Annotated in this window: 15 protein-coding genes and 1 pseudogene; 2 read left to right on the top strand and 14 right to left on the bottom strand. The window is 53.3% G+C overall.

The window, feature by feature from the left end; genetic code table 11:
• The first annotated feature begins 88 nt into the window (after window positions 1-88).
• Window positions 89-766: an alpha/beta family hydrolase gene (locus ACEN8Z_RS22495; protein WP_495595723.1), complete on the top strand. Its 678-nt coding sequence runs from the start codon at window positions 89-91 to the stop codon at window positions 764-766.
• A 204-nt stretch (window positions 767-970) separates the two neighbouring features.
• On the opposite strand, the gene ACEN8Z_RS22490 is transcribed toward ACEN8Z_RS22495, so the two are convergent.
• The 11 genes from ACEN8Z_RS22490 to rfbB all read right to left on the bottom strand — a co-directional run bounded on the left by ACEN8Z_RS22490 (window position 971) and on the right by rfbB (window position 11,774).
• On the bottom strand, window positions 971-2,536 hold the full coding sequence (locus ACEN8Z_RS22490; protein WP_495595722.1) for a methyl-accepting chemotaxis protein: 1,566 nt from the start codon (window positions 2,534-2,536) through the stop codon (window positions 971-973).
• A gap of 213 nt (window positions 2,537-2,749) precedes the next feature.
• Window positions 2,750-3,133 (bottom strand): VanZ family protein, encoded by a 384-nt coding sequence (locus tag ACEN8Z_RS22485; protein WP_495595721.1) that lies wholly within the window; start codon window positions 3,131-3,133, stop codon window positions 2,750-2,752.
• Window positions 3,130-5,223 (bottom strand): YjbH domain-containing protein, encoded by a 2,094-nt coding sequence (locus tag ACEN8Z_RS22480; protein ID WP_495595720.1) that lies wholly within the window; start codon window positions 5,221-5,223, stop codon window positions 3,130-3,132. Before ACEN8Z_RS22480 ends, ACEN8Z_RS22485 begins: the two co-directional genes overlap by 4 nt.
• Entirely contained in the window at window positions 5,220-5,951 is a 732-nt protein-coding gene (locus ACEN8Z_RS22475; RefSeq protein ID WP_495595719.1) for a capsule biosynthesis GfcC family protein, read from the bottom strand. Before ACEN8Z_RS22475 ends, ACEN8Z_RS22480 begins: the two co-directional genes overlap by 4 nt.
• A 38-nt stretch (window positions 5,952-5,989) precedes the next feature.
• Window positions 5,990-6,649 (bottom strand): YjbF family lipoprotein, encoded by a 660-nt coding sequence (locus ACEN8Z_RS22470; protein WP_495595718.1) that lies wholly within the window; start codon window positions 6,647-6,649, stop codon window positions 5,990-5,992.
• Between the two features lie 14 nt (window positions 6,650-6,663).
• Window positions 6,664-7,770 (bottom strand): polysaccharide biosynthesis/export family protein, encoded by a 1,107-nt coding sequence (locus tag ACEN8Z_RS22465; protein WP_495595717.1) that lies wholly within the window; start codon window positions 7,768-7,770, stop codon window positions 6,664-6,666.
• 87 nt (window positions 7,771-7,857) lie between these two features.
• On the bottom strand, window positions 7,858-8,154 hold the full coding sequence (locus ACEN8Z_RS22460; protein ID WP_495595716.1) for a hypothetical protein: 297 nt from the start codon (window positions 8,152-8,154) through the stop codon (window positions 7,858-7,860).
• A 142-nt stretch (window positions 8,155-8,296) separates the two neighbouring features.
• Window positions 8,297-9,187 (bottom strand): dTDP-4-dehydrorhamnose reductase, encoded by an 891-nt coding sequence (gene rfbD / locus ACEN8Z_RS22455; RefSeq protein ID WP_495595715.1) that lies wholly within the window; start codon window positions 9,185-9,187, stop codon window positions 8,297-8,299.
• 2 nt (window positions 9,188-9,189) lie between these two features.
• On the bottom strand, window positions 9,190-9,732 hold the full coding sequence (gene rfbC / locus ACEN8Z_RS22450; protein ID WP_495595714.1) for a dTDP-4-dehydrorhamnose 3,5-epimerase: 543 nt from the start codon (window positions 9,730-9,732) through the stop codon (window positions 9,190-9,192).
• A complete protein-coding gene (gene rfbA, locus ACEN8Z_RS22445) occupies window positions 9,732-10,607 on the bottom strand; it encodes a glucose-1-phosphate thymidylyltransferase RfbA (RefSeq protein ID WP_495595713.1) in 876 nt (291 codons plus the stop codon). The genes rfbC and rfbA overlap by 1 nt, the downstream gene beginning before the upstream one ends.
• A 90-nt stretch (window positions 10,608-10,697) precedes the next feature.
• Window positions 10,698-11,774: a dTDP-glucose 4,6-dehydratase gene (rfbB, locus tag ACEN8Z_RS22440; RefSeq protein WP_495598179.1), complete on the bottom strand. Its 1,077-nt coding sequence runs from the start codon at window positions 11,772-11,774 to the stop codon at window positions 10,698-10,700.
• Window positions 11,775-11,895: 121 nt separating this feature from the next.
• On the opposite strand from rfbB, the pseudogene ACEN8Z_RS22435 reads away from it, so the two are divergent.
• A pseudogene (locus ACEN8Z_RS22435) lies at window positions 11,896-12,078 on the top strand (IS5/IS1182 family transposase); the annotation flags it as partial.
• Window positions 12,079-12,162: 84 nt separating this feature from the next.
• Here ACEN8Z_RS22435 and ACEN8Z_RS22430 read toward each other — a convergent pair.
• The 3 genes from ACEN8Z_RS22430 to ACEN8Z_RS22420 form a co-directional block, all read right to left on the bottom strand.
• Window positions 12,163-13,362, bottom strand: coding sequence for a glycosyltransferase family 4 protein (locus ACEN8Z_RS22430; protein ID WP_495595712.1), 1,200 nt, complete (start codon window positions 13,360-13,362; stop codon window positions 12,163-12,165).
• Between the two features lie 73 nt (window positions 13,363-13,435).
• Window positions 13,436-14,365, bottom strand: a complete 930-nt coding sequence (locus ACEN8Z_RS22425; protein ID WP_495595711.1) for a glycosyltransferase family protein — start codon at window positions 14,363-14,365, stop codon at window positions 13,436-13,438.
• Window positions 14,358-15,404, bottom strand: a complete 1,047-nt coding sequence (locus ACEN8Z_RS22420) for a glycosyltransferase family protein (protein ID WP_495595710.1) — start codon at window positions 15,402-15,404, stop codon at window positions 14,358-14,360. The genes ACEN8Z_RS22425 and ACEN8Z_RS22420 overlap by 8 nt, the downstream gene beginning before the upstream one ends.
• Between the last annotated feature and the right edge of the window lie 43 nt (window positions 15,405-15,447).

The raw sequence follows: 15,447 nt of genomic DNA, 5'->3' as shown, positions 1-15,447 counted from the left end.
CCATCCACGGTTCAGCCGAAGTGAGCGCGCAGCGCAAGGCAGTGCACCCTTCGGCCGGAGTTATAGGCAGACTGAAAGCGAGGCAAGCATGGACAAAGGGCACAAGGCCGGTATTGACGGGGATCAATGGGCGCAGTGTGTGCGGGATCATGGATGGTTGTGGAATGCCGCGGCTGGCAAGGCTGCGGCGACGCTGATCCTCGCCCACGGCGCCGGCGCGCCGATGGACAGCGACTGGATGAGCGACATGGCTGCACGCCTCGCCGCGCAAGGCGTCAACGTGTTGCGCTTCGAGTTCCCGTACATGGCGCAACGGCGCACCGACGGTGGCAAACGCCCGCCGAACCCGGCGCCGAAACTGCTGGAGTGCTGGCGCGAGGTGTATGCCCAGGTGCGACGCCATGTCGCCGGGCCACTGGCCATAGGCGGCAAGTCCATGGGCGGTCGCATGGCCAGTTTGCTGGCGGATGAATTGGGTGCGGATGCGCTGGTGTGCCTGGGGTATCCGTTTTATGCGGTAGGCAAACCGGAGAAGCCGCGGGTCGAACATTTGGCCGGGCTGAAGACACGAACCTTGATCGTGCAGGGTGAGCGCGACGCGTTGGGCAACCGCGAGGCGGTCGAGGGTTATGCGCTATCGCCAAGTATTGAAGTGTTCTGGCTGGTGGCGGGGGATCATGACTTGAAGCCGTTGAAGGCCTCCGGGTTTACCCATGAGCAGCATTTGGCGGCTGCGGCGCAGAAGGTGGCCGCATTTCTTCTGTGAGATTCTGCGCAGCATTGATGGCCCCATCGCGAGCAAGCTCGCTCCCACATTGATCTTTGGTGTGGCTTGATTGTGTGATCAACCCAAAACCCTGTGGGAGCGAGCTTGCTCGCGATGAGGGACTTCCACACAACATCACTTTCACAGGAGTAATAAAAAACCCGGAAGCTTTCACTGTCCGGGTTTTTGTCATTCCAGCCTCTATCAGCGGTTAAACCGCTCCACCAACGAATACTGGGTGTTCGCAGTCTTGGTCAGCTCTTCACTCAACAACGCCGAGCTCTGCGCCTGCTCCGAGGTCTGGTCAGCCAGGGCCGAAATATTGCTGATGTTGCGGCTGATTTCTTCGGCCACGGCACTTTGCTCTTCGGTCGCGGCAGCGATCTGGGTGGTCATGTCGGTGATGTTGGCCACCGCCTCGCTGATCCCCACCAGCGCCTGGTCCGCTTCCAGTACCCGCGCCACGCCTTCTTCCGCCTGGCGATGCCCGGCTTCCATGGTTTGCACGGCAGTGCCGGCGGTTTGCTGGAGCTTGGCGATCAGTGCATGGATCTGCCCGGTGGACTCGCTGGTGCGTTGCGCCAGTTGACGAACCTCGTCGGCCACCACCGCAAAACCACGACCCATCTCACCGGCACGGGCCGCTTCGATGGCGGCGTTCAGTGCCAGCAGGTTGGTCTGGTCGGCGATGCCTTTGATCACGTCGACCACGCCACCGATTTCGTTGCTGTCCTTGGCCAGTTGGGTCACGGTCACGCCGGTTTCACCGACCACCACCGACAGGCGCTGGATGGCTTCGCGGGTTTCCCCGGCGATGTCGCGACCACGACCGGTCAGGCGATTGGCTTCCTGGGTGGCGTCGGCGGTGCGTTGTACGTGGCTGGCGACTTCCTGGGTGGTCGCGGCCATCTGGTTGACCGCGGCGGCCACTTGCTCGGTCTCGACCCGTTGACGTTCCAGGCCGCTGGAGCTGTTGTGGGCGAAAGCATCGGACTGCTTCGCCTGATCGGTCAGGTGCTCAGCAGTGTCCTGCAGACGTGTCAGGCAAGTTTTCAGACGCGCTTCCTGGCTGAGGATCGACATCTCCAGACGCGCCTGGGCACCACGGCTGTCGGTGTACATCTGCGCAATCAACGGGTCAGACGTCGTCTGTTCAGCCAGTTTCAACAAACGCTTGAGACCGCGCTGTTGCCAGCTCAGACCCAGCAAGCCCAGAGGCACCGAAAGACCGGCCGCCAGGGCAAAACCCCAGTGCGAGTTCAGCGACGCCCCGATCATGAAGCTCAACTGACTGACCAGAATGAACGGCAACCAATCCTGCAGAACCGGTAGCCATTTATCGGTGGAAGGAATGGCCGACTTGCCCTGGTTGATGCGTTGGTAAAGCGCTTCGGCACGGCGGATCTGCTCGGCGGTGGGCTTGACCCGCACCGACTCGTAACCGATCACCTGATTGCCTTCGAAGATCGGCGTCACATAGGCGTTCACCCAGTAGTGATCGCCGCTCTTGCAGCGGTTCTTCACAATGCCCATCCAGGGCAAGCCTTGCTTCAGCGTGCCCCACATGTGCGCGAACACCGCCGCCGGCACGTCGGGGTGACGCACCAGGTTATGCGGCGCACGAATCAACTCATCACGAGAAAACCCGCTGATCTCGACGAAGTCGTCATTGCAGTAGGTGATCATGCCCTTGGCATCGGTGGTGGAAATCAGCCGTTGCTGAGCGGGGAAGGTTCGTTCGCGTTGTGTAATAGGCTGGTTGTTACGCATGGCGTTTTCAATCCGTGAGGCTTTGACAGGGTGTCGGCGGGGGAGGGGATTTGTTGAGTTTATTTTTCAACAAGCGACGCCCTGCCAAAGGAAGGACACAAAACAAATGTAGGAGCGAGCTTGCTCGCGATGTTCGTTCAGTCAACTCCGTTGTTGCCTGATAGACCATCGCGAGCGAGCTCGCTCCTACAGTAGGTCGGGACGGCTAGCGCTTTACGACGCCAGCACAGACGCCTTTTTGAGCTTCGTATTCCGATACCCGCGCCACGCCAGAATCACCAACATGCCGCACGTCACACCCGTGGCATTGGCCACCATATCGCCCCATGACGCACTGCGCAGCGGCATAAAGCTCTGCTCCAGCTCAATCACCATCGAACCCACCAACGGCCAGAACAACAACCAGATCAACCGCGTGCCAGGGAACGCCAGATAAGCACTCACCGTCAGGCAGGCAAAACCTGCCCAGTGATGCAGCTTGTCCTGGTTCTCGAACACCTGAGGCACCGGCTCGCCGCGCATCCCGGCGAAACACAGCACCAGCAAGATCACGAAAAACGCCAGCTTGGGCAGGGCACGCAGGATTCGCTGCCTCATTCGGTGACCTTGTAGAAGTTGTTGTGGAACAGGTCGATGTTGCGACGCTCTGTCAGGGAGTACAGCGAGTAACTGCGAGCCAGTGCGGCACCACCGTCACGGGTCAGCGGTGTCCACGCCAGGGTGGCACGGCGGGTGGTAGAACTGGCCATCAATTCGTCGAACGGAATCGAGAAGTAAATGCCTTTGCCGAAACTACCTTCGCCGTACTCTTCCTTGGTCGCATTGGTCAACGTCACCCAGCCACCGAAACGCACGCCATTGTTGAATTCGCGGGACAGGTCCAGGGTAACCCCGTAGTCCCTGGCCAGATAACGCCCAACGCTGACCGCACCGAGAATGTCCTGGAAGGCACTGCGGTAGTAGAGCGTAGCGTTACCGGTGACGGTGCTGTAGTCACGCAGACCAAAGCCCTGATCGAATTCACGCTGCTTGACCCAGTTCATGTCCACACCCACGGCCCAGCGTTCGCCCATCGGACGATACAGCGCTTCGCCACCGACACCGGCGAACATCGATTCCAGATAACCGCCATACAGCATGCCGTAAAGGTCCTCATCCAGCTGTTTGACCTTGTTCATCTGGAAGGTCGGCATGGTGACTTCCGAAGTCGTCATGTACTGGCGTAGATCCGTACGCACACGCGGCAGACCGCTAGGTGCGTCGTACTTGAACTTGTCGAAGTTGTTCGCCAGGTTCGCGCTCAGGGTGCCGCTCCACCACAGGTCAGGCTTGAAGCGATACTCGCCGTTCAAGTCCGCACTGAACTGATACAACAGGAACCCGTCGGGGCCGCCGACGTTTTGCTTGTAGCCCAGACCCAAGCCATAGCTGAGCGGGTCAGGCTTCTGCTCGAACAGGGTCTTTTCCTGATGCGGTACCGGGACGGTCATCTCGGTGACCCGACGCAGGTCTTCCAGCGGACGATCCTCTTGCACCACTTCACGGAAGGTATCCCGCGGCAGACTGACTTCCTCGACCGGCAGGCTGTAGCGCGTGTCGACCATGGTGAACCAGTCGATTTCGTCGTTGACGCTGTTATCCAGAATGCGCGAAGCGCGGCCGACGGCTTTCGGCGTGTGGAAATAGCGCCCCTGTTCGCCATAGACGATCACCTCGGAATCCCGCTGGGTGATGCGCGAAACCGTGTAGCCCGCGTTGTTGTGCAGGCGCTTGGCGACACCGGCCCACTGCACATCCTGCGGCGCGACCATGGGTTTGGTGTCGGACACAGGTTCAGGCTTGGGGTCGAAGCTCTTGGTCGGTGCCTTGCGGGTGGCAAAGTTGGTGTGCATGGTGATGCCGAACATCGCGGTGTTGCCGCGTTCCCAGGCAGCGTGCAGATCGATCCAGTCGTTGGCTTTGAAGACGAAGCCGAGGTTGATTGGGGAGTCCTGGATCTGGTTGTTGTTCTGCGGCTCGTGCTGGTAGTCGTTGCCTTCGTATTCGAGCTTCAGAGACAGTGGGTCCCAGGGCGTTTGGTAAGTTACGCCGCCGAAGAAGGAGGGTGATCCACGGAAGTACTGGTTGCCGTTGAAGTCACCCGCCTGACTATTGTTGGTAGCGGGGCGTTCGTCGAACTTGTCGTCGAGCAAGCCCAACGGATTGTCCATGTCACCACGATTGCCGATGTAACCCCATGCCAGGCCCAGGCTCAGGTCAAAATTGCCTAGGCGTTTGTTGCCGACAAAATATTCGCTGGAGAACAGGCCGGTACCACCAATGTCACGCGCACCCAGCGCCACTTGCGGTATCCAATGAGACTCTTCGAGCAGACGCACTTTGGCGTCGATCGCCTTGTCCTTATAGCTCTGGTTGCCACTCAGCGATGCCGGGCCATAATCGCGGTTGGTAATAGCGGTGTAGCGAAACGAACCCTCCAACCAATCGAACGGCTGAAAGGACACGCTGTAACGACTGTAAGGATCGGTACGGTTAGCGTTCAAAGACAACTCACCCGCAGGTGCCATCCGTGCGGTAGGAGTTTGCAACAGACCTACGCCACCAAAGTCATTCTGGGTATAACGCGGTTCTGCCACCGCCCACGAGCTGCAACCCAGCAACAAGCAAGGGATCAAGTGATACTTCATGGCTTCACCTCCAGCAGCGGCTGGGTGGCAATGAAGGCGGCCAGTTCGGTATTCAGATCAGGTGTGGGATCACCTTGTTTGCTGTTGTGCACCGGCACATAAATGCGTGCGCCTGGGGCAGGTGGTACGGATGTGGTTTCGTTCCACAGAGCCACGCCGTCCTTGAATACCCGGCCGTCAGGCTGAATCACGAAGAGCCAGTCGGCGTCAGCGTTTGGATCGCGCGGGCAAGCCTTGAGATAGTCGATCGCTGCTTGTAACGGTTGGAACGGCAATTCGCATTCACCCAGAACCGCGCCTTCGACCCGCACCGTGGTTGGGCGAAACGGGTAAAGCAGCACATCGCTATCACTCAGGAAGCGGTTATTGATGCGGTCCAATTCAACCTGCACCGGGTCAAGTTGGGCGACCTTGCGCCCGGTCACCGGCATGGCCTGCACCTTGTCGCGCAGGCGCGCGGCAAGTGTTGCCAACCCAACCTGATCGCCCACCAGTGCATTACTGTGCAAGGTCGACAGATCGAAAAGAACACCCACCTTGAGACGCTCTTGCGCATCACGCAGAGGGGTATGCAACCAGGCTGCGCCGAGCAGATAAGCCTTGGGGCTTACCTGAGCTTCCAGCAGCACGTCATGCAGGCGCGTGCCGTCCACAATCGAGTAACGCCCGGGCTTGGCGGCATCGCCCTGCACCGTGACCAGCGAGTCGGCATTTGCGGCAAAAGTCATGAGCAGGCTGCAGCAAAGCAGCCAGGAAGAGCGAAAAATCATTGCACTACCGGCTTATTCGGGCGCACTTGAACAATGCGTAGGGGCAATTCGGGGGTGAGGTGTTGCTCGCTGGCCATGATGAAACCATCGGCGGGGTCGACCCAGTAGCGGTTCTGCGCGGTGAAGCCCAGGCCGTCCATCGCGATCTCTTCGTCCACGCGCAGCAGTTCCACATCGCGGTCGAGGATGTGCACGGTCTCCAGGCCTTTCTTCTTGAAGTGGCTGGTGACATTCACACCCATCCGATAACCGTCGATAAAGTCCACCTGGCGCCGGGATTCCAGCCCATCGGGAATACGGTGCAAGCCCGTCTTGAATGGGGATACGCCCTCGAAACGGGTGCCATCCAGATTGTCATTGAAACCGACACTGCGAATGGCCAGGCCGTCTTCAAGCATCAGGATCTGGCGAGTCGAGGCCATCCAGAAACCCACGCCATCCTGCAGACGCACCAGTGCCATCACGGCTTCACCCGTAGGGGCCGTGATGGTGATCTGGTAGTAAGGCGTTGCATCGACCTGCTGGCGGGTCAGCTCCAAGGGCTCAGGCCCTTCGAACGCGGCCTTCAGCGTGTCCATGGAAGCGGTCATCAGCGGGTTGCAGGCGCTCACCAGCAAGGAGACCACCGTCAGGGTGGCCAGTCGCAGAAATTTCACAAGAATTCCAGTTCTTAGTTGGTGGTGCCCAAGTCGTCTTTGATGTTGGCACCAACGCTCAGCAAGTTAGCCGAGGGGAAAACCTGGCTGATAAAGCGGTTCCAGCGAGTGATATCGGCCGGGCCAACATACACTACGTCCTGTGGCTTTAATTTGAAGTGCTGGGCAAGGGCAAACGCTGAGGGCGACTTCAGGTCGATCTGGAACACCTTGACCGGTTCATCCGCCAGGTTCTCGACCCCGCGGATTACGTAGACTTCCTTGCCGCTGGAAGTTTCCTGACGCAAACCGCCGACACTGCCAAGGGCATCCGTGAGGTTCATGTTGCTGCCCTTGAAGATAAGCGAACGCGTGGAGACAACTTCACCCAACAAATAGACCTTTTTCTGGTCGTTGTAGGGCAGGTGCAATTGGTCGCCGTCTTTCAGGTAGAGATTGTGCAGATTCGAGTTCTTGCGATTGAGTGCGTCGAGGTCGATCAGATATTCACGGCCGTCGCGCTTGAGCACCAGTCCGGAAATATCGGCAGTGCCGATTTGTACTGAGCCTTGCCCAACAGCGTCCAACAGGCTCAAAGGCGTGTTGGTGATCGGCAACTGGCCAGTTCTACCAAAGGCCCCCGAGAGAATTACTTTCTGACTGACAAAGCGCAGGATGCTTACATCCACTTGAGGCTCGGCAACAACCTTGGACAGGCGCGAAGCAATAATCGAGCGAAGTTCGTCGATGGTTTTTCCAGCCGCTTCGATGGTGCCTACATACGGATAGAACAGCGTGCCATCCGGGCGAATCAGGCGTCCGTTCGCTTCGATTTGCTGTTGTGGGCCGGACGGAGCGGTCAGTTCCGGGTGATCCCAGACAGTGATGTAAATCAGGTCACCGGCACCGATGCGGTACTCAGCAGGCTGGTAACGCAGCAACTCAGGTGCAACCACGTTCGAATGGTCCGCGGCCGCTTCAATGGCCACCAGTTTAGGCGTAATCGGAACCAGCTCGATACGGCTGCTTTCCGGGGAACCTTCACGTACCAGATTGCCCGTGTCCATGTGCTGACCAGGGGAGAAAATGCAGCCTTGTAGGGTCAGGCCAACCAGCATGGCCAAGGGAAGCGCGCGATTCATTGTAGAAATTGCTCGAAGGGAATAGGCAAAACAAAACCTCCCAGCAAGGCTGGGAGGTTAGCGTATCGAACTTTAAGCGGGGGTCTGTTACCGAGTGGTACCAGTAGTGCCGGTAGTGCCAGTAGTACCACCGGTGCCTGGGGTGTTGTCGTTACCACCACCACCGCTGTTGGAAGCAGCAACACCGGCAGCGATTACGCCAGCGCCGATTGCCAGACCAGTACCGACGGTTACGCCGCCAGCGATTGGAGTGGACAGGGACAGGCCGGAAGTTGCATCGGGTGCTGTAGCGGCGGAGCCAGGGGCTTTTGCAGGTGCAGTTTCAGCAGCCATCAATGGCAGGCTGATGGAGGTAACGAGGGCGATGGCCAGTAGCTTTTTCATGTTCATGCTCCTTGAAAGGATAATCCTTTGGGGTTATTAGGTTAAGGGTATTTCAGTAGGTGTCTGAAATGCAAGTTAGAGCTGTTTAGAAGAAGGCTTTTTTCCGCTTTTTCTATGCAGGCACATAAGTGAAGCATGTTTCTCAAGCGACTTCCGATTGCGCCAATTCAGTTATGACAGCGGCAAGCTCCAGGCGCCAGTCCGGTTGCGAAATACCTAGCTGTTCCCGCAATTTCGAGCAATCCATTACCGACCAGGCTGGCCGCTTCGTCGGCGTAGGATATTCAGCCGAATCGATGCCCCGTACCTGCGGTATTTTGGTTATTAATCCGTGCTGATGCCCTTGGCGGAAAATCTCCAGGGCAAATTCATGCCAGGTACAGGCCGGGGTACCGCTGAAGTGATAGGTGCCCCAGTGCAGCGAACCCAGATCACGGTACTGCATTGCCAGTGTCCACAAAGCGCGGGCGATGCTCGCAGCTGAAGTCGGGCAACCCTGCTGATCGGCCACGACGCCCAACTGATCCCGCTCACGACCCAGTCGCAGCATGGTCTTGACGAAGTTATTGCCTTGGGCTGCGAACACCCAGCTGGTACGCAGGATCATGTAGCGACTGCATTTTGCAGCCAACTCCAATTCCCCCCCCAGCTTGCTCGCTCCGTACACCCCGGTAGGACCTGTAGGATCGCACTCCCGATAAGGTTCGCGGGCATCACCGGCAAACACATAATCGGTGGATACATGCAGCAGCGGGATACTCAGCCGTTCCGCGGCAACTGCGAGATGGGCGACACCATCGCGGTTAACCGCCCAGGCGCGCTCCATCTCGCTCTCGGCCTTGTCTACCGCTGTGTAGGCTGCAGCATTGATGATCAGCTGTGGTTGTAGCTCGGCAACCAACACGGCCACCCGCTCGGCATCGCTGATATCAAGTTCTGCCGATCCCATCCCAACGATTTCAAAACCTTGCGGCGCCAAGCGCATCAGCTCGTGGCCAAGTTGACCTTGAGCACCTGTAATCAATACGCGCATGCTCAGTCCTCATTGCCCAGCAGTTGGCGCAGTGTGGGGTTGCACTGATCCTTGCCTGAAAGATTCGGTTTTTCGATAGGCCAGGGAATATTGACTTCAGGGTCATTCCATATCAGCCCGCCCTCGTCCTCGGGATAGTACAGATCGGTGCACTTGTACTGAAAGTCTGCAACCTCGCTGAGCACGCAGAAACCATGAGCGTAGCCCGGTGGTACCCAGAGTTGACGATGATTTTCATCGTTCAACTCGACGCCAACGAACTGACCACAGGTCGGTGAGTCGGGGTTGATATCCACCGCCACGTCATACACTGAGCCACGACTGACGCTGACCAACTTGCCTTGCGGGCGGGTGCGCTGAAAGTGTAAACCGCGCAGCACACCGCGCTGCGAGCGTGAGTGATTATCCTGCACGAAGGGCAACTCAATACCCAACTCGCGATAACGCTCGGTCTGAAAGCTTTCGAGAAAGAAACCGCGCTGATCGCCAAACACCTTCGGCTCGATGATCAAGACGCCCGCCAACGCTGTTTCAATGACCTTCATTACGCAAGCTCCTGCACCAGCAGGCCCTGCAGATATTGTCCGTATCCGGTCTTGCTCAGCGCCTCGGCTTGGCTAGCCAACTGTTCGGCTGACAGCCAGCCCTGATGATAGGCAATCTCTTCCAGACAGGCGACTTTCAAACCCTGGCGCGCCTCAATGGTGTGAACGAAGTGACTGGCTTCCATAAGTGAGTCATGGGTGCCGGTATCCAGCCACGCAAAACCACGCCCTAACAAACTCACATGCAAATCACCACGCTGCAGGTAAGCATTGTTGACATCGGTGATTTCCAGTTCGCCACGAACAGAGGGCTTTACCTGCTTGGCAATTTCCACTACCGAGTTGTCGTAAAAATACAGGCCGGTTACTGCATAGTTGGATTTCGGCGTCTTGGGCTTTTCCTCGATGGAAATCGCCTTGTTACCCGCATCGAACTCAACTACCCCGAAACGCTCCGGGTCATTGACGTGATAGCCGAATACTGTCGCACCGGTGCCACGACTGGCCGCCTCGTGGAGCATCGCACTGAAGCCGTGGCCATAAAAAATGTTGTCGCCGAGGATCAAGCAAACGTTACTGTCACCAATAAAGGCTTCACCGATCAAAAAGGCTTGGGCCAACCCATCTGGTGAAGGTTGTTCGGCATAGCTGAGCTCAATACCAAACTCCGAACCATCACCCAGCAACTTGCGAAAGCTCGGTAAATCTTCAGGAGTAGAGATAATCAGCACTTCGCGGATGCCCGCGAGCATCAGCACCGACAATGGGTAATAAATCATCGGCTTGTCGTAAACCGGTAGCAGTTGTTTAGATACGCCACGGGTGATGGGATGCAGACGGGTGCCGGAACCACCGGCCAGGATGATGCCTTTCATATTAAAACGTCCTTTAAAAATCTGAGTTAAATCTGAACCTAGGGACGCACCGTTCCGCAGGAACGCCACCCCCGATGCGCAAATGTTGAGCTAAAGATCACTACCCAAGCGGCCCAATTGATAATCTCCACTCAACACGCGCTGCCACCACTGGCGATTATCCAGATACCACTGCACGGTCTTGCGCAGACCGGTATCAAATGTTTCCTGCGGCACCCAGCCCAGTTCACGTTCGATTTTCGACGCATCAATGGCATAGCGCCGATCATGTCCCGGTCGATCCTTCACGAAAGTGATCAACTCCTTGTAGGAGCGAGCTTGCTCGCGATCAGCCTCTAGCGGCACCAATTCATCCAGCAACTCACAAATGGCTTCCACCACCTCCAGGTTGCGTTTTTCGTTATGGCCGCCGATGTTATAGGTTTCACCTACTATGCCTTTGCTCACCACCTCGACCAGCGCCCGAGCATGGTCCTCCACATACAACCAGTCGCGAATCTGCGAACCATCGCCATACACCGGCAACGGTTTGCCCGCCAAGGCGTTAAGGATTACATGCGGCACCAGCTTTTCCGGGAAGTGGTACGGCCCGTAGTTGTTCGAGCAGTTGGTGACCAGTACTGGCAGCCCGTAGGTACGCTGCCAGGCGCGGACCAGATGATCGGAACTGGCCTTGGAGGCGGAATAAGGCGAACTAGGCGAGTAGGGCGTTGTTTCGGTGAACAGGTCATCCGTACCTTCCAGGTCGCCATACACCTCATCGGTAGATATATGGTGAAAGCGGAACGCACTCTTCTCCGTCACCGACAAGCCACTCCAGTAACGGCGGGTTGCTTCGAGCAAGCTGTAGGTGCCAACTATATTGGTTTGGATAAAATCAGAAGGGCCGTCGATGGAGCGATCAACATGAGATTCAGCTGCGAGATGCATTACTGCTGTCGGTTGAAATTCTGTAAACACAATATCGAGTGCAGAGCTGTCGCATATGTCTACCCGATAGAAGCGATAACGCGGTGATTGATCCACCGAACTCAGCGACTCTTTATTGCCCGCGTAAGTAAGTTTGTCGAGATTAGCGACCTCGTACGATGTATCTTCTATTAAATGCCGAACGACGGCAGAACCAATGAAACCAGCGCCACCGGTTACAAGAATGCGAGATGTCATAAAGTACTCTAATTTATTTTGCGGGATACCATTTGAGTAGTAACGTTTCATATTCACGAAGTACGTGGTCCCACGTGAACCGCTCATGAAAGCGAGCACGACTTGCTTCTTTCATTCGCGCAAGCCCAAGTGCCGACAGCACAACATCATCGAGCACATGTTTGGCTGGCTGAAGGAGAAACGGCGGATAGGTACCCGTTACGACAGGCCGGTGAAACGTTTTGGGGTAATGGTCTCTCTGGCTTGCATCATGCAGTGTTTACGACATTACTTTTCGTACACTGCGAAGACAGCTCCTTATTAGCTGCTGACGCTTGTAATCAAGGCTAGGTGATTTTTTGGGATGGTAGCTTAGCGTAGTCCAATAGCCTAGTTATAAATTTATTCTTTACGGTTGAATTGTTTCAATGTAAATGGCTTCTGTCTTGGAGGCTATTGATTTCCAAGTAAAGTCAACGACAGTTGAAAAGCCATTTTTCTGGAGGCTATGAAGCATTTCTCTGCTTTGGAAAAGGAGTGTTATTTTTTCATGTATTTCTTCAGGGGATTTTGGCGGTATAAGTAGGCCATTCTCCTGATGCTTGATAAGTTCCGGCATCCCGCCAACGTTCGTTGAAATAACCACTGCGCCACAAGCCATTGCTTCTATTGCCGAAAGTGAGACCGCTTCCATGAGTGATGGAATAATTACTACATCCGCAATGCTATAAGCTTCGACCATTTTCGGTATTGATAAGTTGCCCAGTAATTTAACGCTTGCCTGTTGATTGCTGTTTTCAAGTATGGACATCAATTTTGTTCGGTATTTTTCATACCCGTCATAGTCGCTGCCGGCAAATAGAAACTTAATTTTTTTATCATAGTTCTTGGATACTATTGACTCTATCAGGTACAGCACGCCTTTTGTAGGAGCCCATCGTCTAGGGCACAATACGATAAAATCTTCCTCCTTCAGTTGCAGAGCGGTGCGGATAGATTTCTTTTGATCTTCTGAAGAAGATTTAAAAAGATTTAAATCTGCGCCGTTGTAAATGGTTGTTGAGTTGTGATGTTCGGAAGGAGTTAGCTCTTTGCTTGGGCCGATTACAGCACGATAATGCAGTAGTATTAGTTTTAAAATTACTCTTCCAAAGAAGGTTTTTTTAAAGAATAAGTACTCCCCAGTGTGATTTGTTAAGATGCAAGGAGTTCCTCGCTTATTTAGGCGCTTGGTGGTTAGTACATTAGAAATAAAATCGTGTTGGTGGATTAGATCACAGTCATATGACTCAATAATATTTGCTACTTGTCTGTAGTGCAGTAGGTATTTTGCCTTATTCAAGAAGCCTGTTAGAAATCCTAGCGAGCCTGCACCGTTGTATCTATTCAGGAAGTTTGCCAATGAGTTTGGCTTGATGGGGATTTTAACAATCGTAACATTGTCGTCTTTACTGATGGATGGCTCGTTGGTAGTCAGGTTTTCATATGGCTGAAAGATAATAACATCGTGGCCGAGGTCGCTGAGCTCTTGAGAAATAAAGTATATATGGTTCTCTACGCCGCCAATGCTAGAACCATAGTTAAAGACGCTTAAAAAACCAATTTTCATGTTGTCTCTAATTCTAATATTAAAAGGGAGGGGGCTAGAAGGAAACGCTCTGCTTGAAAAGTGATGTGTTTTGTTAGGGCAGGTTTCGAATAATTGGCGATTCAATATTAATAATGTTTTTAGGGGGAGGTGTTGATTTGTCGAAGAGTGCCGAAAAAGTTGCTTTGAGGATTGTGTTTGCGTGTCTTGGTGACTTCTTTGCGAGTCGATGTATTGCGAGCAGAATATTGTACGCGATTGCTGTCGGTAACAACATGGCAGTGTGGTTTTTAGCAAACATGATTCTTGAGCGGGCAGACCAATACTCAGAAGTTAAACTGCGAGATCTGACATCTCTTGATATTCCGGTGGTCCCACCCTGGGAGTGATTGATTGTCACTTTTTCAATTTTAGTTAGAGGGGGGAATTTCTTTGACTGTTTTCTATATCTGTAAATAAACTCCAGTTCTTCGAAGTATAGAAAATAATCCTCCACAAAACCATTTGAAACATCCCACATCGACCGATTCATGCCCCAGCAGCACCCTGACGGATACGAGTTCTTTTCTCTTATAGCTGATGGTTTTGAGCGAAACGTGTGTTTTGAAAAGCTGTTATAGCTGATGTTTGTCCCATTTTCGATAACATTGAATGTGTACAGCATTGGTTCAGGGGTTATTGGGTCAAAGGAAGTATCTGAAGAGAACTTTTCAAATAAAATATCTGTGTTTAATACAAATGTTAAGTCGGATTTCAATGTGTCGAAGGCGAACTTAAGGCCAATATTGTTTCCTGCACCGTATCCAATATTACAGGAATTAAATATCAGATGTATCGAGATGTGAGGGTACTTGTTGACAATAGATTTTAATGCGCTGCGATTCTCGTCGGAGGTGTAATTGTCTACGATAATAAGTTGCGTGGCGGGATTGGCATTGGGGTACTGTAATAAAAAACTCTGGATTGCAGATTCTAATAAGTTTGGAGGGCCATAATTCAAGAAAACGAACGAAATGTTACGCATAGTTGTCTATCGCTTCATGCAACTGTTTGGCTCTTGATTTCCAAGAGTTTTCATTTAAAAAAGAAATTCTTTTGGATGTATCTACTTCAATGGTTTCTAATGATCTTAGTAGGTCGTTAAACTCTTCTGCGTTACGATAATAATTCAACATGCCTTCGAAGTGAAAAATTTCGTTATAGGCAGGCGCAAGAATGGGCACGGGAAAGGACAAGTATTCGTATATTTTAACAGGGTCCACCCCTTCAATTAATGGAGTGATAACGAAGGGCATAATAAAAGCATCTGCACTCATTGATTGCCGAATCATTTCGCTATGCTCCATCGCGCCGTAATAAAAAATTCGAGGGTGCTCTGGCGTATTGCAGTCGGAGGGGCCTATCAGATGGAATTCAATACGTTCAAATAAATCTAATGCTTGCTTTATTAATTCAAAGTCAAACCATTCTGAGATTGTTCCGAAGTAATATATCTTTTTTATGTTTGACTTTATCTTGAAGGTGGAAAGACGGGTCGAATAGCTGTCGCTTTGCAGTCCATGAGCGTTGCGAATAACGCAACCATCTTTTATTACATTGAATTTTTTTAGCAAAAAATTTGATGAAAAAATAGCCTGGTTAGACTTTTCAAGTAACTTGCGATTCTCATTAACGATCAAATTTTTAAGTCTTCCCTTTGGGTAAAACTCCGCGTTATCGTCATGCAGGTCATAAACAATGGGGCGATTCAAATGTTTTACATATCCGCCGAGCAAGGGGTGGGTAACTACAATGCAATCATATCGAGAGAAGTAAGACTTTAATGATATGAAGGCACCCCAAATAAGCTCATCTATCAATCGAAGGCCAGGGATCAGTTTTGCCTTAAATGGTAAAAAAGGTAATCCTGTAATCGTCAGGTTTTCAGAGTAGTGGGAGTTTTTTGTCTTACCATTTTTCTTAGGCGAGAACTTGTAAATGACATCGACGTCGCAACCTTGGTCCGCTATTGACTCGGCTAAAAATTGAGTGCGCTGTTTAATCCAATACCAGTCGGTATGCAATATGTAAAGAATCTTTATCTTTTTCATGTGATGGCGTGTATTA

The organism is Pseudomonas sp. Pseusp10 (assembly GCF_059492225.1).
Note: the sequence above shows the minus strand (reverse complement) of the source record. Positions and strands in the feature narration are given on the sequence as shown.